The organism is Streptococcus agalactiae ATCC 13813 (genome assembly GCF_000186445.1).
Lineage (GTDB): Bacteria > Bacillota > Bacilli > Lactobacillales > Streptococcaceae > Streptococcus > Streptococcus agalactiae.
In genome coordinates this window covers 61716-79732 of sequence record NZ_GL636070.1, presented here as the reverse complement: position 1 = coordinate 79732, position 18017 = coordinate 61716, and the positions used below count along the sequence as shown (strand labels likewise).

At 35.8% G+C, this 18017-nt stretch carries 24 protein-coding genes and 1 pseudogene; 4 read left to right on the top strand and 21 right to left on the bottom strand.

The window, feature by feature from the left end; translation table 11 throughout:
* Positions 1-53: 53 nt before the first annotated feature.
* Positions 54-2372 (bottom strand): YhgE/Pip domain-containing protein, encoded by a 2319-nt coding sequence (locus tag HMPREF9171_RS112475; RefSeq protein ID WP_000883419.1) that lies wholly within the window; start codon positions 2370-2372, stop codon positions 54-56.
* Positions 2373-2510: 138 nt separating this feature from the next.
* Here HMPREF9171_RS112475 and HMPREF9171_RS112480 point away from each other — a divergent pair, with 138 nt between their 5' ends.
* Positions 2511-3050, top strand: coding sequence for a TetR/AcrR family transcriptional regulator (locus HMPREF9171_RS112480; protein ID WP_000245858.1), 540 nt, complete (start codon positions 2511-2513; stop codon positions 3048-3050).
* Between the two features lie 85 nt (positions 3051-3135).
* On the opposite strand, the gene HMPREF9171_RS112485 is transcribed toward HMPREF9171_RS112480, so the two are convergent.
* The 19 genes and pseudogenes from HMPREF9171_RS112485 to HMPREF9171_RS112565 form a co-directional block, all read right to left on the bottom strand.
* Complete coding sequence (locus tag HMPREF9171_RS112485) at positions 3136-3432, bottom strand: DUF4298 domain-containing protein (RefSeq protein WP_001052250.1); 297 nt, start codon at positions 3430-3432, stop codon at positions 3136-3138.
* A 483-nt stretch (positions 3433-3915) separates the two neighbouring features.
* A complete protein-coding gene (locus tag HMPREF9171_RS112490) occupies positions 3916-4263 on the bottom strand; it encodes a type II toxin-antitoxin system RelE/ParE family toxin (RefSeq protein ID WP_000253103.1) in 348 nt (115 codons plus the stop codon).
* The gene (locus HMPREF9171_RS112495) at positions 4253-4540 is read right to left on the bottom strand and encodes a type II toxin-antitoxin system RelB/DinJ family antitoxin (protein WP_000543070.1); all 288 of its coding nucleotides are present in this window, start codon (positions 4538-4540) and stop codon (positions 4253-4255) included. Before HMPREF9171_RS112495 ends, HMPREF9171_RS112490 begins: the two co-directional genes overlap by 11 nt.
* A gap of 68 nt (positions 4541-4608) precedes the next feature.
* A complete protein-coding gene (locus HMPREF9171_RS112500; protein ID WP_000038826.1) occupies positions 4609-4986 on the bottom strand; it encodes an ArpU family phage packaging/lysis transcriptional regulator in 378 nt (125 codons plus the stop codon).
* Positions 4961-5113: pseudogene (locus HMPREF9171_RS1000000113750) on the bottom strand (DUF1492 domain-containing protein); the annotation flags it as partial. The pseudogene HMPREF9171_RS1000000113750 and the gene HMPREF9171_RS112500, both read right to left, overlap by 26 nt.
* 6 nt (positions 5114-5119) lie before the next feature.
* Positions 5120-5608, bottom strand: a complete 489-nt coding sequence (locus HMPREF9171_RS112505) for a hypothetical protein (protein WP_000891152.1) — start codon at positions 5606-5608, stop codon at positions 5120-5122.
* Positions 5609-5680: 72 nt separating this feature from the next.
* Complete coding sequence (locus HMPREF9171_RS112510; RefSeq protein ID WP_001258765.1) at positions 5681-6238, bottom strand: hypothetical protein; 558 nt, start codon at positions 6236-6238, stop codon at positions 5681-5683.
* A gap of 157 nt (positions 6239-6395) precedes the next feature.
* The gene (locus tag HMPREF9171_RS1000000113155; RefSeq protein WP_000694573.1) at positions 6396-6569 is read right to left on the bottom strand and encodes a hypothetical protein; all 174 of its coding nucleotides are present in this window, start codon (positions 6567-6569) and stop codon (positions 6396-6398) included.
* Complete coding sequence (locus tag HMPREF9171_RS112515) at positions 6566-6823, bottom strand: hypothetical protein (RefSeq protein WP_001069293.1); 258 nt, start codon at positions 6821-6823, stop codon at positions 6566-6568. The genes HMPREF9171_RS1000000113155 and HMPREF9171_RS112515 overlap by 4 nt, the downstream gene beginning before the upstream one ends.
* A 292-nt stretch (positions 6824-7115) precedes the next feature.
* Complete coding sequence (locus HMPREF9171_RS112520; protein WP_000656430.1) at positions 7116-8510, bottom strand: VapE domain-containing protein; 1395 nt, start codon at positions 8508-8510, stop codon at positions 7116-7118.
* 11 nt (positions 8511-8521) lie between these two features.
* Positions 8522-9388, bottom strand: a complete 867-nt coding sequence (locus tag HMPREF9171_RS112525; RefSeq protein WP_001029302.1) for a primase alpha helix C-terminal domain-containing protein — start codon at positions 9386-9388, stop codon at positions 8522-8524.
* The gene (locus tag HMPREF9171_RS112530; RefSeq protein ID WP_000492120.1) at positions 9389-9661 is read right to left on the bottom strand and encodes a hypothetical protein; all 273 of its coding nucleotides are present in this window, start codon (positions 9659-9661) and stop codon (positions 9389-9391) included.
* Positions 9654-9995 (bottom strand): hypothetical protein, encoded by a 342-nt coding sequence (locus tag HMPREF9171_RS112535; RefSeq protein ID WP_000174503.1) that lies wholly within the window; start codon positions 9993-9995, stop codon positions 9654-9656. The genes HMPREF9171_RS112530 and HMPREF9171_RS112535 overlap by 8 nt, the downstream gene beginning before the upstream one ends.
* The gene (locus HMPREF9171_RS112540) at positions 9992-10354 is read right to left on the bottom strand and encodes a hypothetical protein (protein WP_000206025.1); all 363 of its coding nucleotides are present in this window, start codon (positions 10352-10354) and stop codon (positions 9992-9994) included. The genes HMPREF9171_RS112535 and HMPREF9171_RS112540 overlap by 4 nt, the downstream gene beginning before the upstream one ends.
* An 11-nt stretch (positions 10355-10365) precedes the next feature.
* Complete coding sequence (locus HMPREF9171_RS112545; RefSeq protein WP_001007348.1) at positions 10366-10563, bottom strand: hypothetical protein; 198 nt, start codon at positions 10561-10563, stop codon at positions 10366-10368.
* Between the two features lie 116 nt (positions 10564-10679).
* Entirely contained in the window at positions 10680-11012 is a 333-nt protein-coding gene (locus tag HMPREF9171_RS112550) for a hypothetical protein (RefSeq protein ID WP_000877494.1), read from the bottom strand.
* A gap of 254 nt (positions 11013-11266) precedes the next feature.
* The gene (locus tag HMPREF9171_RS112555; protein ID WP_000648623.1) at positions 11267-11509 is read right to left on the bottom strand and encodes a hypothetical protein; all 243 of its coding nucleotides are present in this window, start codon (positions 11507-11509) and stop codon (positions 11267-11269) included.
* Positions 11510-11535: 26 nt separating this feature from the next.
* Complete coding sequence (locus HMPREF9171_RS112560) at positions 11536-12156, bottom strand: BRO-N domain-containing protein (protein WP_001258611.1); 621 nt, start codon at positions 12154-12156, stop codon at positions 11536-11538.
* A gap of 15 nt (positions 12157-12171) precedes the next feature.
* Positions 12172-12360 carry a helix-turn-helix domain-containing protein gene (locus HMPREF9171_RS112565; RefSeq protein ID WP_000909160.1) on the bottom strand — a complete coding sequence of 63 codons (189 nt, stop codon included), beginning with the start codon at positions 12358-12360 and terminating at the stop codon, positions 12172-12174.
* A gap of 211 nt (positions 12361-12571) precedes the next feature.
* Between HMPREF9171_RS112565 and HMPREF9171_RS112570 the strand changes: the two genes are divergently transcribed.
* The 3 genes from HMPREF9171_RS112570 to HMPREF9171_RS112580 all read left to right on the top strand — a co-directional run bounded on the left by HMPREF9171_RS112570 (position 12572) and on the right by HMPREF9171_RS112580 (position 16995).
* Positions 12572-13066, top strand: a complete 495-nt coding sequence (locus tag HMPREF9171_RS112570; RefSeq protein WP_001080838.1) for a helix-turn-helix domain-containing protein — start codon at positions 12572-12574, stop codon at positions 13064-13066.
* A gap of 254 nt (positions 13067-13320) precedes the next feature.
* Positions 13321-14478, top strand: a complete 1158-nt coding sequence (locus HMPREF9171_RS112575) for a hypothetical protein (RefSeq protein WP_000746021.1) — start codon at positions 13321-13323, stop codon at positions 14476-14478.
* Positions 14479-15828: 1350 nt separating this feature from the next.
* Complete coding sequence (locus tag HMPREF9171_RS112580) at positions 15829-16995, top strand: tyrosine-type recombinase/integrase (RefSeq protein ID WP_000700115.1); 1167 nt, start codon at positions 15829-15831, stop codon at positions 16993-16995.
* Between the two features lie 107 nt (positions 16996-17102).
* Here the strand turns inward: HMPREF9171_RS112580 and rpsD are convergent, their stop codons facing one another.
* Positions 17103-17714: a 30S ribosomal protein S4 gene (gene rpsD, locus HMPREF9171_RS112585; RefSeq protein WP_000092759.1), complete on the bottom strand. Its 612-nt coding sequence runs from the start codon at positions 17712-17714 to the stop codon at positions 17103-17105.
* Between the last annotated feature and the right edge of the window lie 303 nt (positions 17715-18017).

The window sequence follows — 18017 nt, the reverse complement described above, 5'->3', positions numbered from 1 at the left end:
AAATACTTTGACATACCATATCATACTGTTAGTCTATCACTAGATACTTTCTATTAATCTTCTTGTTTACGATAAATAAGAAGAGCAAGTATCATCGATGATACTAAAAAGATTACTAGCATTCTCCATTGATGGTTAACGTCTCCCGTCAACGAGATGGTCTCTCTTAATCCTGAAACAGAGTAAGTCATCGGTAAAAATGGTTGAATTGTTTGAAAGAATTTAGGACTCAATTCTATTGGGTAAGTTCCTGCGCTTGAACCAAGCTGGAATAATAATATTAATAACGACAAGAAGGAACCATACCTATTATCCCATCCCACTAAAGCAGTTACTAATGCCATCAAAGTCCATGCTGTCAATAGGATAATAAAGTAGGTTTTTCCAGGGTAATCTGGTTTAAGACCTATGAATTGAACTGCAAAAAATAAGATAGTGGCTGCTAGAGTTGCAATGAATCCATTGATTAATAATTTATTTTTAGCCCAACTAAAACGATTAGCTGGCTCTTTGCCAGATAAAGCTTTCGCAAAAATAACATTGGCTGATAAAGCTACCACCATCAACGCAACTGAAATCATGTATGGTGCCATTCCAACACCATTCGTATCAACGCTATCATAATCTTCATGCTTGATAGTGACTGGGCTAGATACAGCATTGGCATTATCTTTGTTTACAGAAACCATGGACAACTGGTCCCCAGCTTTACCCAAAGAACTTGATAATTGAGAAACACCACCTGACAACTCTGTCAACCCATCTGTCAACTGATGTCCTCCCCCAGCAAGCTTATTAGAACCATCTGCAATTCTATCAGAACCACTAGCTAATTGCCCCGCTCCATCTCTCAATTGATCCGATTTACCATCTAAAGTTTGAGCTCCCTGACTTGCTTTTTGTGTTCCTGAAATCAATTGATTGGATTTACTATCTAAAGTTTCTGCACCTTTGCGTAATTGCCCTACAGCATTCGTATAATCCGTGATTCCTTTTGTCAAGGTTTGACTACCTTGATATAACTGCTTAGTAGCCGTTGGCAATTTTTGAATTTTATCTAAATCTGAGATAGCTTTTAATACTAAATTGTTAGCTGTTCCTGACAAAGTTTGAAGATTTTGTGAGCTATTATTAGAAGGGGCTGAACTAGATGCTTCACTAAGCACAGTTTTCATATTTTCTATATTTGAAGAAATATTTGCTGCAATTGTCTCAGCTGAAGTAGGTGTTCCAGTAACCGCTGAAGTAATTTGAGATTGTTGTTCAGGGGTTAAACTTTTAAAAGCTGACGTTGATTGTACCGCAGTCATTTGCTTTTGTTTATCAGCAGCAGCCGTATTCATCAAAGCCTTTGTACTTGATTCAATAGTTGATAAAAAATTAAATAACTTACTATTAGTATCGCTATCAGTAGTTGCTGTCGATTGTAAATTTGTAATAATCTGATTTAGATTCTTTAATCCATCTGAAAGGTTCTGCAAAGTACGTTCTTGCTCTGGTTTTAGTTGAGTTGCTTGTGACAATTGTTGTAAACCATCCGTCAACTTTTCTGATCCTTCCACCAATGCTTGAGACTTATCATCTAATTTTTGACTACCTTCACTCAACTTATGCACACCTGTTGTGTAAGCAGTAATACCATCTGATAACGTTTCTAACCCGTTAGATAGGGTACCCACACCATCTGTATAAAGGTTTATTCCACTATTTAGTTTATTAGCTCCTCCAGAAAAAGTTTGACTAGAACTTGCTAAAACATCTAAATTACTTGTCAAGGTTTGGCTGCCATCCTGTAGCTTATTAGAACCATTTAATAATTCTTGACTCCCATCAGCAGCTTTATTGATACCTGTTTTCATAGAACCCATATTTTTAAAAACTGATTCAGTATAAGTCCCTGTAATAGATTCTGCTACCTCATCTTTTAGTTTATTAGCTGCTGTCTCACTCATTTTTGAAGCTACAAAACTACGCCCCTTAGTAGTTTTATAAGTAATATTTAACCTTTCTGGTTTTTCTGTCATGAGAGTTGTCGCTTTTCTAGAAAGATCTTTAGGAAAGGTAATAACCATATAATAGTGACCCTTTTCTAATTCTTTTTCTGCTCTTTTAGCTGTTGTAAAATGGAAATCTAAGCTATCATTTTTAGACAAATTGTCCTCCATATCTTTGCCAATTGAAATAGTTTTTCCATTTAATTTAGCCGATTTATCTTGGTTAACGACTGCCACAGGTAAATTTTTAGTATTCCCATAAGGATCCCACATTGAGCTTAGAAAGATAACATTATATAGCGTTGGAATCAGTGCAACCCCAGCCATCGTAATCCATAATTTTGGGCTTTTTATGATTGCTTTTAATTCGTCTAACATTTTTTCTCCTATTTTGGACATATTGTTCATTTTTTTGATAAAATATATTATACAGTGATGATAGATAATTTCAAGATAAAAATCTCGTTTTTGGACACTGTGTTTAAAAATGTACAAAAATATTAAGGGGTAATTAATATGGTAAACGATACGAGGAGAGAAAAAACAAAAAGAGCTATTGAAGCAGCTATGATTACGTTATTAAAAGATCAGAGCTTCGATGAAATTTCAACGATTAATCTAACTAAAACAGCTGGAATCAGTCGTTCTAGTTTTTATACTCATTATAAAGATAAATATGAAATGATTGATCAATACCAACAGTCACTCTTCAATAAAGTCGAATATATTTTTGATCGCAATCAATTTAAAAAAGAAGATGCCTTGCTCGAAATTTTTCAATTCTTAGATAGAGAATCATTATTTGCTGCTCTCTTAACCCAAAATGGAACAAAAGAAATTCAGACCTACATCCTTAATAAATTACAATTAATGCTTTCTAAAGAATTACCTGAGGTCAATCCAGATGCAACAAAGTCTGATATCAATCGTTTGTATTATAGTGTCTATCTCAGTCATGCTATTTTTGGAGTCTATCAAATGTGGATAACACGAGGAAAAAAAGAAAGCCCTCAACAAATTACACAAGTGCTACTCAGTTTATTACCTCAAACTTAAAACCAGCCTTCCTTATAGGCTGGTCATTTTTAGTTAGGTTTATTTTATCCTCATTATAGGATAACAACACTAATAAGGACTGACATTATAAATGACGATACATTTGAGAAGACATGTCTAAAAATTGGCCTACAAGCTCGTTATGTTCTCCTATAAAATCAAAGAGTTGATCCTCACTCAGTACACCGCATTTGAGATTATCTTCTGTTTGTTCTGATAGTCTAAACCAGTCTTCGCTACCATAAAATTCTCTTAATTTCACGTAATCTTCATAGTGCTTTTGAAAATCATCTATAGCTTCTACTAATGCATTGATTCTAGGTTTGAAGCTATCATACTTCTCTTCCATTTCTTCTATTTTTAATCTATCATTTAGATTCATAATAAAATCTCCTTAGTTATATAAGATTCGACAAGATAAGTTATCATTCTCAAGTATTTGTAACGTTAATTCTACTATATCCTTTTTACAAAGTAAAAAATTACTCATTACAAACTGACAGTGTTGATTTTTATTCTAATGTTAGTTTAAAATCTTTTTGGTTCATTAAATATAATGACTCACTAAAAAGTATATAGGAAAAAAAGCCTATAAAATAGGCTTTTAAAGTATGTAATGTAATAATTAAAGCATTTTGTTGTACTGTATTTTTGAGACTTCCTTAAGGTTGCTTTACAAGTCTTTATAGCTTTAAATCAACATTTTAAACTTTTTTTGTCAACATTAGTTGACATTAAAATTTCCTTCAAAGTTAGCAAAAAGTAAGCAAAAATTTAATTTACAACTCTGTCAATCAATGAGTTCAGCAGGCAAGAACTAGCACCCAATAAAGGTGCTTTTTAGTTTGCTGTAAATCTTGCGTTTTTATTTTTTCTTAAACAGTTTGATATAGTCTTGTTTGCTATGGATAATATCAGATACAAAAACGGCTTTTCTGTCTTCTAAAATGTGATAAAAAGCTAGGTAGTCCCCTAAAACAATACAACGAGTATTATGTGGCGGGTAAATAGTTTCACCTACTCTGTCATCTGCGTTAAATCCTGCTTCTGGGAAAAATTCAAGACGTTCTAGCCCGTAAAGAATATTGTTGACGGTGTTAGCCCCTGCCTGCTCCGAAAAGTAAGTAGTTTCAATATAGCTTTTTATCTCCTGTAATTGTTCTTGTACGGTTTCAGGGATAATAAGGCTATGGGTTTTATTATCAGATACCAAGGTTAGCCCTCACTTCACTAGCGTTGTATACCCGCCCATGCTCTAAATCGTCAAAACTTTTAGCAATTTCAGCTCGTAAACCTGCAAGTAGTTCAGCTCGTTCTTTATCGGTGTCAGTCTCAAAAGGTAAGGCTTTATTTTGTACAATGTTTTCTAAAAACAAATTAAAGCTAGCTGTCATGTCAAGGTTTTGGGCTGCGATAATAGCTTTAGCTTTCTCTAGTAAATCACTGTTGGTTTTAAAGTTGACCTGCGTATTTTTTTCTAAAGCGTGCATAGTAGCACCTCCTTTTAGTTATTATAACACTTTAAACTATACCTGTATAGTTGCATATATCCAAGAGCCTATGCTGTTGTTATTAACACACCATTCCTATAACTCTGGGCGAATTCAAGCAAAGCTCTTTTCTTAGTCTCGTAGTACCAACTTTGACTTTTGTTAAGTTCTGCTATGATGTCTTGCTGAGTTTTTTTCTCACTAATCAAGTAACACTCAATCAATATCTTTCTGTAGTCTATCTTAGACAGTTGGTTGATAGCATACTTGATAGCGTCTAGCTCCTCTAAGGCACATTCTCGGCTTATTTCAAGGTGTTCTCTGCGCGTGGGATGATATTTTATATCAAACTGGTAACGCTCGTTATAGCTTAAATCAAGGCTATTGGCGATACGTTGCCATCTATGAAACTCTTTTAATTTACGAATAGCGTTCTTCTTGCTCATCTAATACCTCTAAAGCTTCTCTATGTAATTTGAATGCAGTATTCCTTGAATAACCTAGCTTGTCGGGTATCTCATCCCATGATAAGTCATCCACGTATCTAGCTTTGATAACAGCTATCTGTTTTTCCGAATGTTATAGCCAGTATTTGTCCCCCTTATCCATATAGTAATGGAATCTCTTCCAATGATATAAGTATTTAGTCATTCTCATGTACTTTGGACGCTTAGGAAAGTCATCATAACTATAATAACCATGTTTGTGTTTTGCTTTTGAATCTACTTTCAGACACTCTTTAAAGGCTAGTTGCCAATAGTATTGACAATCTGTCTTACTTCGATTGAGTGTCGCTTGATGAAGCTTCTGACAAGTACCACAAGCAAAGGCATGAGAAGCCTTAAATAACTTTCTACAACGTCTCTCACAGTCAGGACACAGGAAGAAGTAGCGCTTACCACCATAAGTTCCTGGTATCGTTTCAAGTAAGAATTCTTGCCCCTCATAATGGACGATTAGGTTATCTAGGTCTATGGTGATAGATTGGTCATTTATTGTTCCTGTAACTCTAGTCTTTTCCTGTTTCTTCATTGGTTTAATGATACTCTCAATAGCTAGTTCTAACATCTTTTCTCCTTAGTATTCAAATAACCCAAAACTATTGATAAACGACAAAAAGAGGGAAATCCCTCTGATTGTTTATTTAACCAGTAACTCACCCTCAATAGCCATATCATACAAATAATTAAAGCCTTGGCTGATAGATTCAAGTACAGCTCCTAAATCCTCTTGAGTCATCTTTTTATAATTCATGGAAACGTGTTCGGCGAGTTGGTTGTGGTCTGAGATGAAAGCCATGAATATGTCTTGTTTGTCCGCTTTCTCTTGGCTATTGTCAAATAAAGGAACCACGCGCTTCTTGTCAGTACTTTCAACCTCCTTTAGTAACTCAGTTTCTTGAGCTACGTCATCAAGTTCTTCATCCGTCATATCCTCAGGTTGGTTGTAATAGTCCTTAAAGCTGTCACAGATACGCTTGAAGACCTTATTTAGTTTTCTGTCTTCGGCATATTCAAGTACTAACTGGTTAGCATGACCACCTTGATCATCATTGTGATAAGTTGCGTCAATCACTGGTTGCTCATAGCTCCCAGTCATATACCCTAGAATGGCATGACAGGCAACTTGCGCAGTATCAAAGTCTTTAAAAGTATAGTGGAATGTAAATGTTTTTGGTGTGTCTGAAAATGTTCTCATGTTATTTCTCCTTTGTGATTGCTATAATGTCTGATAAATTGATGATGGCTACCCAGTTTGGTTGTTGCCCAGATAGAAGATATTTGACCAACTCATTATAAAGGGTGCAGTCTCCTTGTATAGTGACGGTGTTACCGCCTCGTGTGTGTAATTTTAGTTACCTGTACAAGACCAATAAAGAAGTTGTGGTACTCATGTCTTCATAATTGCCATAAGTTGCTTCTGAAAATTTAATGTCTATCACAGATACCGATAGGGTAAATTGATTGATTCGATATTCAAAATCATCCAGTGATTCTTTGTGTTTTTGATAAAATAGCTTGATTTTCATTGTGTTTGTTCTCCTTTCTCAACGGGTATAGCAAAGCCACAGTCAAAGACCCAGCGATAACCACGGCGTATGAGTTCTGGTCTTGTAAAATCACAATCACCAGGTTTAGACTTGGTGTTGAAATTGATTTTGCTGATGAAGTCATAACCGCATTGACCATTGGGAAGCTCCAATCGGTATAGCTGGTCGTTTGGCAGGTCATCATAATGGTAATGCATTTTCTTTATGCCATGATTTGTATAGTTAGGATTCATATGTCCCTCTTTTCTCTCTAAAATGTGTGTTATTAACATTTAAAAAATCAAATAGCACAGCAAAAAACACAGGGCTAAAGCCAGTTGTATCAAGGGTTTTTGACATTTTGTGTTTTTAGTAGCATTAATTTGACCAAAAGACTTTCTTTTTTTGCACGCGCACTATTAGTTATAAATATTATTATCTATAGTATTAAATACTACTAATACTACAATAGAGTATAAAGCTTATAATACCAATGTTTTGGCTTGTGTTATTACGTGTAGTTTTTATGTAGTATTAGTGTAGTTTTTAAACTCGTTCATAGTAAGATACGGGAGTGCCACCTTTAAATAGTCTTTTTCTTGCGGGATTCTCTCCTTTTTTCCAGCCGTCATCATTATCTAAATGGTCACGTATTTTTTGAGAAATAAGAGCTTTACCGCCTTGCGTTGGTTTTTGGTTAAACCCCAGATAAGCAATATGGTTAGGACTTGTGACCTGGAGTAAGCAATTTGTCTGTGCAGAAGGGTAGTCACTATAACTTTGAGCATTATCTAAAGGTTCTCCCAACTGTTTTAGGACGTATTGCCGTTGTTCATACTGTGATAAACTATCCCAACCTTCAACAATTTGAAACTCATTCAGTAATTGGTCAATGATTTCTTTGTCAACGTCTTCAACTTTATAATCTTCTTGAATATCAGCTAACTGATTCATCAACTCTTTAGATGGTGTTAGTGGTTCATAATTGTTAAACCATACTTTGGCTTCAGCGAGTATCTGTAAGAAATAATCTTCTTCCACCTCCATAGGATGTTTTTCCACGTCATTGATACCACATTCAATAGGGAAGAAGCGTCTTTCTGTTCCACTATCCTTAAGAAAAGATTTTTTGTTAGCTGTCCCGATAAAGACACAGTGCCTTGGATGAGGAGTGGCTTTACGTTCATAAGGTTCACGATAAGTATCACTATCTGAGGAAATGAAGCTTTTAACCGTTTCAATTTCTGCCTTTGACATACCTTTTAGCTCCCCTAGCTCGATGATGGCATTGGCTTGTATCTTCTGATAATCACTATCATTTTTACCAAACTTGATTTCTGAATCGGTGTGGTAGCTAGGAAGCAAGCGCTTAGTAACAGTGCTTTTTCCAGTTCCTTGTCTTTTATCAATGAGAATAGGAACGACTTCAAACTTTACTTTACGGAGATAAATTCTAGCTATAAGACCTGTTAGCCATACTTTGGCAATTTCTCTATTATAGGAATTATCAGCACAGCCTAATAGATCAATAAAGTAGCGTTCTCCTCTAGCTTTACCATCCCATTTTTGACTTTCAATACGCTGTTTAATGGGGTGGTAAGAGTTCTTTTTAGCTAAAGCGGTAATAGCTACCTCTATATGTTCTTTACGAGGGGTAAACCGATATTTATCATCAATGAATGCAATACAAAGGCTGGTCTGTTCATTCGTCCATAGCCCTTTTTCTTTAGACCAAGGGAGTGTTTTAGTGATTTCAATAGTTTTTTCAAATTCGTTGTATTTAATACCTGTGAAGATATTTTCGTAGAATTCAAAAACCTTACCGACATTGTAGGGGCTACTAATGACATATTCTTTGTCTCCTCTACCTTTTCGCGTCCTGAATGCAGGGGCAAAAGCAGGTTGAGTGGCTTGTGATAGTTTATTTTGATAATCTTTCAATTCTTCCTTTTCTATGGCTTGATTCCTCTCTTTCTTAGTTCTGTATCGAGTATGCTTCTAAAAGTTTTGTCTATCTCATCAATGGGTAGTGGCTTAGTTGTCACGCTGTTAGCTATTTGTACCAGCTCATAAGCCGTCTCTAAATCACAATCCACCCATTTATTAAATAGCAAACCAACAAATTTAGTTAAGGCTACATTACGTCCGCCTTCGTCTCCAAAACCATTAAACAAGGTATCTATGACCCTCATGGTAATAGAACGCTGACTTCTAGGGCGTGGCGTGTAAGTAGTAACAACCTGTCTGTTTGGTGTGCTACCGTTTTTAGGAACAGGATAATCAAGACCACGGTTCACAGAGCGCTGATAGTCCTCTGGGTCGCCTGTTGTAACGGGTAAGCCTTGTAATTGCGACCAGGTAAGACTAGCTAAATCAAAAGGCAGTCCAATCTTATCGGCTATCTCCTTGACCACTTGTTGATAAGTCGCTTCAGTCATTACGTCACTAGGCTTCACAACAAGACGATAACGGGGCTTCTTGGGTGTGTGTTTAATCGTTGGATAAATAATATAACTGTACTCCCAAAGTGTCTCAGAAACGATTTTAGGTAGGTTTACGCCTGTTTCTATTTCATCATAGTCAAGAAAAATCAAATCACGGTAAACCAAACTAGCATTATTACGCTTATAGCTACCGTTTTTCTCTGCTGTGACTTTGCCACTCAGGCAGTAGGGAGCTTGTGTTCGCTTGTATTCTTCAATATCGATGCCTTCAGGAGTTTTCAAAGGTTTAAAATGAGCAATATAGTCAAATGGTTCTAACTGTCCTTTGTAGGGGTAGAGATAAGAACTAAAACCTCTTGTTTCATAAATAGCCATTTACGTATCCACCCCCAAAAAAATAAGAATATCACTGACTTTATAGTAATGCTTCCTCGTATCTTCTAGTGGTGGTTGGTATCGTCTTAGACCGTTATCTTCCCAACGCTTTAATGTCTTGGCCTTTATGCCTAGTTCATCTTTAATTTGCTGGGCTGTTATCAACCCTAATAGTCTGGGCTGGGTTTGCTCACGTACTTCCAGGTAATTTCCTACCAGCTCCAGTACCCCCTGAGTTAAATCCTGTTCACTCTCTTTACTTAAACTAAACATTCATATCAGCCTCCTTCAGTAACTTCTTATAACTCTCTAGATCCGCATTCATTAATACAGACAAACGTTCTTGTTCTTTTTGTACTTGGTTATAAAAGGCTTTGGCACCCTCTAGTAATTCTTCCTTATTAGCTGGGATGAAGTAGCCACGATTAAACCCATGTCTTATAGCGACAATAGGGACGTTATAGCGCGTGATTAAGTTACTGATGATACTTTGGATTGAACGTTCTTCAAGTTTCAGTATTAAGCTAATCTCTGCCCCTGTGATAGGATTGTCTGCTCCAACCTTGATCAGATTAAGGACACGTCTATAATTCTCTGGTAGTGTCATTTCGTGTCCTCCTTATCATTTGGAAACAGGATTTGGTTATCAATAACACCAAGCACTTGATTTTTAAGACTATCTTTTAACTCGTTCAATGCTTGTATAACTATATTTAGCACTTTTTTATATTCCATCTCTATTGGCATTGATTCCAAAAATTTAACAACGGCATCAGCTTTGTTATAGTCACGTTGTGTAGTATTGATAAATATTTTTTTCGTGAATAACGGAAAATCGTCCCACTCTGCTTCAATATCTTCATCTAGCATTTTGATATTTTTGTCTAAAACCCTATCACTCAACCAGTTTGTAGGATGTTTTTCGCTATCTTCTAGCAATTTTTTAAAATATTCTTCCGTTGTCATGCAGTTCCTCTCTAATTGTAATAATGGTTCTGTGATTGAATATAAGCCCCATAGTTTGCGTTCTGAGGTGGTTTAGGTGCTTGGGTATCTTCTGGTAAATCAATGTCTATTAAAGACTTAGAACGGCTAAGGAGAAGCCCTAAGAGACCTAAAACAATGAATAAAATAAGTGTCTGTGTTGGTGTAAAGTTAAGTTCTTGAATTGCCATATTTAATTATCAATCCTTTTTTTCTTCTCTTGTCATATTAGGAAAATGGGCTTTTTCACTATCCGTCGTGTGTTCCAAAATATATTCAGCAATCGCTTTTAATTCTTCAATACTCCTCATGCGGATACCTCACTTAAATAAGTTTCTAATTCCCCTGTGTCTTTCTCTGAACATGGTAAACCGTTAACGGCTCTAAAGACAATCTCTGTGGTTTGTTTATAACCTAAAGCGCCCCATGCTTCTTCAAAAGTAGTGGCACTTTTCCTGAATGTAGTCGTATACTCTGCCATTACATTAGCAATAATCACCCGAGCAATATGTTGGCTATATAGTCGAGTGAAATATGCTTCAGCTTTATCTTTGCTGAGTTGGCGATTTTTGAACATTTCTAGCTGTTCAGGAGTGTATCTATCTTTTGAAAAAGGATTTGTTTCTACTCTATATTTCATTATGTCTTTTCTCGCTGAATTTTATTTTCTGTGTAGTATTCTTATTGATTGCTTGTTTCTTGTACTAGATTCGTGCTAGTTTTAAAGGATAGTAGTCAAAATATCCTAGATATGGTATAATCTAGCTATCAAATCTTTTACTAAAACCCCTTTAATAATAGCTTGCCTGCTTTATTATTTGAGTTTAGTTATACTAGTTAAAGGCTGTGCTGATTGGTCTCGGTAAGCCTTTTTTTGTTGCTCTTGATTATTGATTAATAATTGCCTTGTTCAATGTCATTCAAACGCTTTTGCTCTGCTTTGCGATTATAGATTAGCACTTTGTCATCAAGCATGAGCGATACGCCTTCCAATACGTTGAAAATTTCCTGTGTGATTGCTTCAAACTGTTCGCGATCTGCATTTGGTACTTTGTCAGCGTAACCCTGTGCTAGCTCAGCTAAATCAACACCTTCATCAATCCATTTCTTCAACTCTTTGTAAGTTGTTGCTTTCATAATCATTTCTCCTTTATCCACGCGCATCACTGCGCTTTTTTTATTGTGTTTTGGTTATAGATAGCTTCAGATACACTAAAATTTAAGCCGTATTTTTCTTTAACCTTGATTAGTTCAACCGTTTCATCAAGGATAGACTCACGGTCTCGCAACATGTTTTCTGTCATCCCGTTTTTACTAACCATCTTAGGGTAACCATATAGGTCAGAAACGGCTTTGTTTACGATAGTGTTTGCTTTGATAAGGTCTTTCTTAGTTGCATTTTGTAAGCCATCGACAAGCCTATTCATTGCCTGCTTCTGATGTTCTTTATCAAACATTCTAAATACTTGGAAGCCCTCTAGGCCTGTGCTTTGTCTTAACTGTTTAATGGTTTCAAATACCCAAAACTTAAATGATTTTGCTTCTGGTTTACGACTTGAAAAAATAGTGTCATAAATTCCAAACTCGTTAACAATTAGCATTTCTTGTTGACGTCCTAAACTGTCTGCGACGTGGTCGGTTGAAACGACCTCATCAACTAAACGCTCTTTCACACGTTTTGGTTTTAAGTCTAGCGCGTGACAAATATCAGCAAGAACTGCCCACCATTCGCCTTGGTGCTCTACAAATCGGATATCATATCCATTCCATGTTTCTGTTCTCAATAAGTTGTCCTTCCTTTAGTAATCTTCAGCAAGCCATTCTATAACAGCGTTATAGATACGGCGCGGGGCGTCATAGTCGCCTTGCTCGACCTTAGCAAGGGTGACGTGAGTAGTATTTAACTTCTCCGCTAAATCTTTAGCAGTCATTCGCTCAATCGCTCGCTTGACCCGTACACGTTTCGCCATTTCTTCTGTAATAAGCATGTATCTGCTCCTTTCTCTAAAAAAATAAAAGCAGACAGTGAAAGGTTGTGATAAGTTTTGTGTCTGCCTTTAGCACATTTTAATTGTGCTATATCTTATATTATACACACTTAAATTATACACGTCAATAGTTTTTCTAAACCTTTGTATATTTTTTTTGTGCATATCTTTCACAATATGATATAATCATAAATGAAAGGTTGTGATATATATGAATAGATTAAAAGAGTTACGCAAAGAAAAAGGCTTGACCCAGCAAGGTCTAGCCGATGATATAGGTGTTCATTTTAGAACGTTGCAAAACTGGGAGAATGGAAAAGCAGATATTAAATCAGACAAAGCCCAAGCCCTAGCGGATTATTTTAACGTGTCAGTGGGGTATCTGTTGGGGTATAGCGATGACTTAGATTTATTTATTCATGGCAACTTGAATGAATTAGAAGATTTACCAACGGTGAAAGTCATAACGAATCTTCATTTTTTAACAAATCCCGAAGAAATTGAAAAACTAAAAAGGGAAACTCTAGCAGCAATTCAGTTTATCGAAAATAATGTAAGTGTGTTATCACATTATGAAACAGCAAAAAAAGGGACTTACTCCCTAAAATTCGAACAGATTACAAATATTTTGTTAGATTTTTATAGTGACTTAGAAAAACAAGAAAAGCAGAATAATAAAACAGACTCTAAATTGGAAATATTCTAACCCACGCGCCAGTATTTTCAAGGGTTTCATCTATATAAATAAAACCATGGTATCTGTATTTAAACGCTTTATACAAAGAAATTTATTGAATTTATTGACGGTGGGGATACCCCAAATGTTTTTAAAAAGCTTATTTTTTATTTTTCTTTACTAACGCCAAAAGAAAGGGAAAGCATAATAAATATTTTAGAGGGACTAGCGGGTTTAGATATTGATTTTCCGCATTAACTCACGCGCATAGAGGAGAAACAAACATGAAAAAGAGAATTATTGTTGTGCTGGTCGCATTGCTAGCTATTGGTGGTGGTTCAGCTTATTATTTCCTAAGTTACGCCCCTCACCAAGAGGCTGTCACAAACTTTAATAAAGCTGTTCAGACAGTTAAGTCAAAGAATAAGACGCTAAAAAGTGAGATTGCCAAAGCTGAAAAGCTCGTTAAGTCAAACCAGCAGCCGCTAGATGTAAGGACTTTAGACAACCTAAAAGCAGCAGTAGCAACTGCCAAAAGTGACTTAAGAGAAATTCCAAAGGTAGCAGATAAAACCGAAGCTATCAAGAAACAAACCAAGTCGCTTAATCAACCAATAGATTATTCAAAAGCTACTCAGTCTTTAGCTGATAGTTCTTTAGCATATACAAATAGTGTTAAGCAACTAGCCCAAATAACCAATCCCAGTCAAAGTTTTGTTGAGGAGCGCTTAAAAGAGATTGATACAGTTACAGGCGTTCAGTCAGTGACAGAAAGCAATGACCCTAATGGAAAACTAAATAAACAAGGTGGTTATACTGCCTCAATCTACTTTACTGATAACCAGGTAACTGAAGCTGTAGAAGGTAAGGATGTGCTCGATAAGGGGACCGATGCAGGAGGAAATATTGAGGTTTTTAAAACCAAAGAAGAAGCAGAAAAACGTAATATATACCTGAGTGCATTTGACAGTGCAGGTATGTTTAATCCAGGTTCTCACTATGTATTTGGAACTGTTGTTATTAGGACATCTCACTATCTAACAGCAAGCCAACAGAAATCTTTAACACAAAAAATATATGAAAAATTGATAGAAATTAAATCAAAAAATTCTGGTTCTACCAAAGACTCCAAGAAGAAAGAAGTTAGCAAAGATAATACAAAAACAAGTACACAAGAACAGCCTGCACCTTCATCAACTACGGACAAAAGTCAGGAATCACAGTCAAGCAGTGAAACTTCAAATAGTGGTGGTAGAGGTGGCACTCGGGGTGTGGAAGATTCAAGTGATACATCTTCATCAAGTGAAATGACGGAAGAGGAATTAAATTCTGCAATTAAGGAAATCCAAGACTCAAGAGATTACTATGCACCGAATGAATTTGAAAATCAGGTTGGTGACACAACTAGCAGTGATAATGGAGATAGTACTTATCATCCATGAGTTATTCCCTCAATATGAAACACCGTTTACTATATTTCTCTTACTTCGCTCTAGCTTCAAGCCAATTTCTCGGAGTTCGCTCTCTGTTCACACTCGAAATTCCATCATTTTTCACCAAATAATTATCTTTAACAACCTTTTAGGAGAGCCGAAAAGTCCGATTTCTGAATACTATATGCTAAAAAAGTCTACTGATCTTAGAAGCTATCACAACGGAAAAAATAAATTAATAAACGACCGATATATCAAGTTTTTTCAAGTTCTTTAAGTGAATTTACCGAGCGTTTTAGGACTATTGAAATAGGTTGACGTATTATGTTGGCACGTACCAACATTTAGGGACTACAGCAACATGTCAACGGAGTTGCCAAATCTCTCAACGTTGAACGATTCAGGAGCGTCAGCCTTCCACCATAGGAAGCCATAGGTTATTCAAGCTGTTCTTGCTTTTGGTCATCTGGAAGGGTGGCAATAAGGTAGAGAGCTTCTGTTCCGATATTTCCCAACGTCGGGAAATTTGGTAATTCATGAGCTATTTTCATCATTCACTTTGCAAAAGTATAATCGATTTCCAACTTATGCAACTACTCCTCCAATAAAAGCAATGGCAGTTAGAAACGTTTGTCTCTTTAATGATGTGATAATTTAGTATTCTTATCCTCGGGGAGGGGGGTCGTGTGAGAAAAAAAGCAAATATTTGGACAGTTGACCCTTCCCACCGGTTTCAAAACTGGGATTGAACAACATTTTTTAATGATGGGGGGTAACCTTAAAGATACTAAATTAGAAAAAATTCTGAAAGCTTGTGGTTAAGCATTTAGGTAATGTTAAGGAACGCCAAGAGCGCTAAAAACTAGACTTTCTAACTATACCCTTTGACTTCTTTATCAAACAAAGCCATAATGGACATAGAAAAAGGAGATTGCGCAAACAATCTCCTGTGGTAACACCGTTTAAGACGGTAGTCTTACCGTATTTGTTTATATTTTTTATAAACCGTCCACGATTGACTAAAGTGTGGGACGGTTTTTCTATTTATTCTTGTTATTCATGATAGCTACTATCAGAGTACCAAAGGCAATCATTTTCAAGAGCTCGAATCTATGTAAACTTTGATCTAGTTTTTAGACATGCAAAACTTCTTCTGAAACTCTCTATACCTTACAAAACCAAACAAAAAAGACTTCACAAGTTTTTACGCTCGCAAGGTCTTAAAAGTCTAATATTATATCACAATTTTCTATTTATAATATTTCGGATATTAACCCGATACCGTTATTATACCATGATATAAACTAATCTAAAACCCTTTTAATAATAGCTTGCCTGCTGATGGAAAGGTTTATAATCGTGAAAATAAATGAAGTAAAAAAGAAAGATGGTACGGTAATTTATCGTGCCAGTGTTTATCTTGGTACTGATAAAGTAACAGGTAAGAAAGTAACCACTAAAATAACAGGACGAACTAAGAAAGAAGTTAGAGAAAAAGCTAAGCAAGGAGCTGTTGAGTTTATAAAAAATGGTTCTACTCGCTTCAAAGCTACTTCCGTAACAAGCTATCAGGAACTTGCAACCTTATGGTGGGATAGTTACAAACATACCGTAAAATACAATACTCAGCTAGCTACTGAAAAGCTGTTAACCGTTCATGTCATACCAATTTTTGGAGCATATAAGCTTGATAAGTTAACGACACCACTTATACAGTCTATCATCAATAAACTAGCTGATAAAACTAATAAAGGAGAAAGAAAAGCTTATCTCCATTATGACAGAATACACGCGCTAAATAAACGTATACTACAATATGGTGTTATCATGCAAGCTATACCATTCAACCCTGCTCGTGAGGTCATTCTCCCTCGCAACACTAAGAAAGCTAACACTAAAAGAGTAAAGCATTTTGAAAATGATGAGCTAAGAACATTTTTCAACTACTTAAACAATCTAGATAAAAGTAAATATAGAAACTTCTACGAAGTCACACTTTATAAGTTTTTGTTAGCTACAGGTTGTCGCATTAATGAAGCGTTAGCTCTAAACTGGTCAGATATCGACTTGGATAATGCCGTTGTTCATATCACAAAAACGCTAAATTACAAGCAAGAAATTAATAGTCCAAAGTCAAAGTCAAGCTATCGTGATATTGACATAGATAGTCAAACAATTACAATGCTTAAGCAGTATAGACGAAGACAGATTCAAGAAGCATGGAAGTTAGGTCGTTCAGAAACAGTGGTATTTTCTGATTTTATCCATAAGTACCCCAACAATAGAACCTTACAAACTCGATTAAGAACACATTTTAAAAGAGCGAATGTACCGAATATAGGCTTTCATGGTTTTCGTCACACTCACGCTAGTTTATTGCTCAACACAGGTATCCCCTACAAAGAACTCCAATATAGGTTAGGGCACTCTACTCTATCTATGACTATGGATATTTATAGCCATTTATCAAAAGAGAATGCAAAAAAAGCTGTCTCATTCTTTGAAACAGCAATTAACTCAATATAGCAAAAAAATCAAAAGTTAGCAAAAAAGTAAGCAAACCCAGAAATCAATGTTTTAAGATAAGAGAAAAAGCCCACTGTTGTAGGCTTTCAGTAAGTTTAATCTTAAAATTAAAGCATTTTGTTGTAGAATTCAACGACAAGTGCTTCATTGATTTCTGGGTTAATTTCATCGCGTTCTGGAAGGCGAGTCAATGAACCTTCAAGTTTTTCAGCATCAAATGATACGAAAGCTGGACGTCCTAAAGTAGCTTCAACAGCTTCAAGGATTGCAGGTACTTTCATTGATTTTTCACGAACTGAAATAACTTGTCCTGGAGTAACGCGGTATGATGGGATATCAACACGTTTACCATCAACAAGGATATGACCATGGTTAACAAATTGACGAGCTTGGCGACGAGTTGTTGCAAGTCCTAAACGATAAACAACGTTATCAAGACGACGCTCTAAAAGAACCATAAAGTTGAAACCAAGAGTTCCTTCTTTTGCTTTAGTAGCTTGTACGAACAAGTTACGGAATTGTTTTTCACCAAGTCCGTATGAAAAACGAAGTTTTTGTTTCTCAGCTAACTGCAAGCCATATTCTGAAAGCTTGCTACGGTTATTAGGACCGTGTTGACCAGGTACGTAGTTACGACGTGCCAATTCTTTACCTGTGCCTGTAAGTGATAAACCAAGGCGACGTGATTGTTTCCATGATGGACCAGTATAACGTGACATCTAAATGTCCTCCTCTAAAATAATTGAGGAAATAACGATTTAAAAAATCCTGATTCGTGCAGGGGATTTTCGCCTAAACAGCAAAGGGTACTAGATTAGTTAACCACCTGTTGACGAGCTTCATATTTTTCTGCTGTTATTTCACACAAGCTATATTGTATCATGAAAATAATATTGAATCAAGTTTTTATGTCTCTTAAACCTTAAATACAAATAGACATCTAATAAGTATTTCCGATTATAATAAGAAAGATTCTTAATTCTAACCACCAATAGAGAATTAGTAAATTTTTTTATAGAACC

What these genes read in the sequence shown, in the direction of transcription:
- HMPREF9171_RS112495 (WP_000543070.1), bottom strand. Translation starts at nt 4,540, where the DNA reads ATGCACGCTTTAGAAAAAAATACGCAGGTCAACTTTAAAACCAACAGT.
- HMPREF9171_RS112535 (WP_000174503.1), bottom strand. Translation starts at nt 9,995, where the DNA reads ATGACACTACCAGAGAATTATAGACGTGTCCTTAATCTGATCAAGGTT.
- HMPREF9171_RS112475 (WP_000883419.1), bottom strand. Translation starts at nt 2,372, where the DNA reads ATGTTAGACGAATTAAAAGCAATCATAAAAAGCCCAAAATTATGGATT.
- HMPREF9171_RS112565 (WP_000909160.1), bottom strand. Translation starts at nt 12,360, where the DNA reads ATGCTTATTACAGAAGAAATGGCGAAACGTGTACGGGTCAAGCGAGCG.
- HMPREF9171_RS112530 (WP_000492120.1), bottom strand. Translation starts at nt 9,661, where the DNA reads ATGTTTAGTTTAAGTAAAGAGAGTGAACAGGATTTAACTCAGGGGGTA.
- HMPREF9171_RS112550 (WP_000877494.1), bottom strand. Translation starts at nt 11,012, where the DNA reads ATGAAATATAGAGTAGAAACAAATCCTTTTTCAAAAGATAGATACACT.
- HMPREF9171_RS112510 (WP_001258765.1), bottom strand. Translation starts at nt 6,238, where the DNA reads ATGAGAACATTTTCAGACACACCAAAAACATTTACATTCCACTATACT.
- HMPREF9171_RS112515 (WP_001069293.1), bottom strand. Translation starts at nt 6,823, where the DNA reads ATGAATCCTAACTATACAAATCATGGCATAAAGAAAATGCATTACCAT.
- HMPREF9171_RS1000000113155 (WP_000694573.1), bottom strand. Translation starts at nt 6,569, where the DNA reads ATGAAAATCAAGCTATTTTATCAAAAACACAAAGAATCACTGGATGAT.
- rpsD (WP_000092759.1), bottom strand. Translation starts at nt 17,714, where the DNA reads ATGTCACGTTATACTGGTCCATCATGGAAACAATCACGTCGCCTTGGT.
- HMPREF9171_RS112555 (WP_000648623.1), bottom strand. Translation starts at nt 11,509, where the DNA reads ATGAAAGCAACAACTTACAAAGAGTTGAAGAAATGGATTGATGAAGGT.
- HMPREF9171_RS112525 (WP_001029302.1), bottom strand. Translation starts at nt 9,388, where the DNA reads ATGGCTATTTATGAAACAAGAGGTTTTAGTTCTTATCTCTACCCCTAC.
- HMPREF9171_RS112480 (WP_000245858.1), top strand. Translation starts at nt 2,511, where the DNA reads ATGGTAAACGATACGAGGAGAGAAAAAACAAAAAGAGCTATTGAAGCA.
- HMPREF9171_RS112545 (WP_001007348.1), bottom strand. Translation starts at nt 10,563, where the DNA reads ATGGCAATTCAAGAACTTAACTTTACACCAACACAGACACTTATTTTA.
- HMPREF9171_RS112485 (WP_001052250.1), bottom strand. Translation starts at nt 3,432, where the DNA reads ATGAATCTAAATGATAGATTAAAAATAGAAGAAATGGAAGAGAAGTAT.
- HMPREF9171_RS112505 (WP_000891152.1), bottom strand. Translation starts at nt 5,608, where the DNA reads ATGTTAGAACTAGCTATTGAGAGTATCATTAAACCAATGAAGAAACAG.
- HMPREF9171_RS112570 (WP_001080838.1), top strand. Translation starts at nt 12,572, where the DNA reads ATGAATAGATTAAAAGAGTTACGCAAAGAAAAAGGCTTGACCCAGCAA.
- HMPREF9171_RS112540 (WP_000206025.1), bottom strand. Translation starts at nt 10,354, where the DNA reads ATGACAACGGAAGAATATTTTAAAAAATTGCTAGAAGATAGCGAAAAA.
- HMPREF9171_RS112500 (WP_000038826.1), bottom strand. Translation starts at nt 4,986, where the DNA reads ATGAGCAAGAAGAACGCTATTCGTAAATTAAAAGAGTTTCATAGATGG.
- HMPREF9171_RS112575 (WP_000746021.1), top strand. Translation starts at nt 13,321, where the DNA reads ATGAAAAAGAGAATTATTGTTGTGCTGGTCGCATTGCTAGCTATTGGT.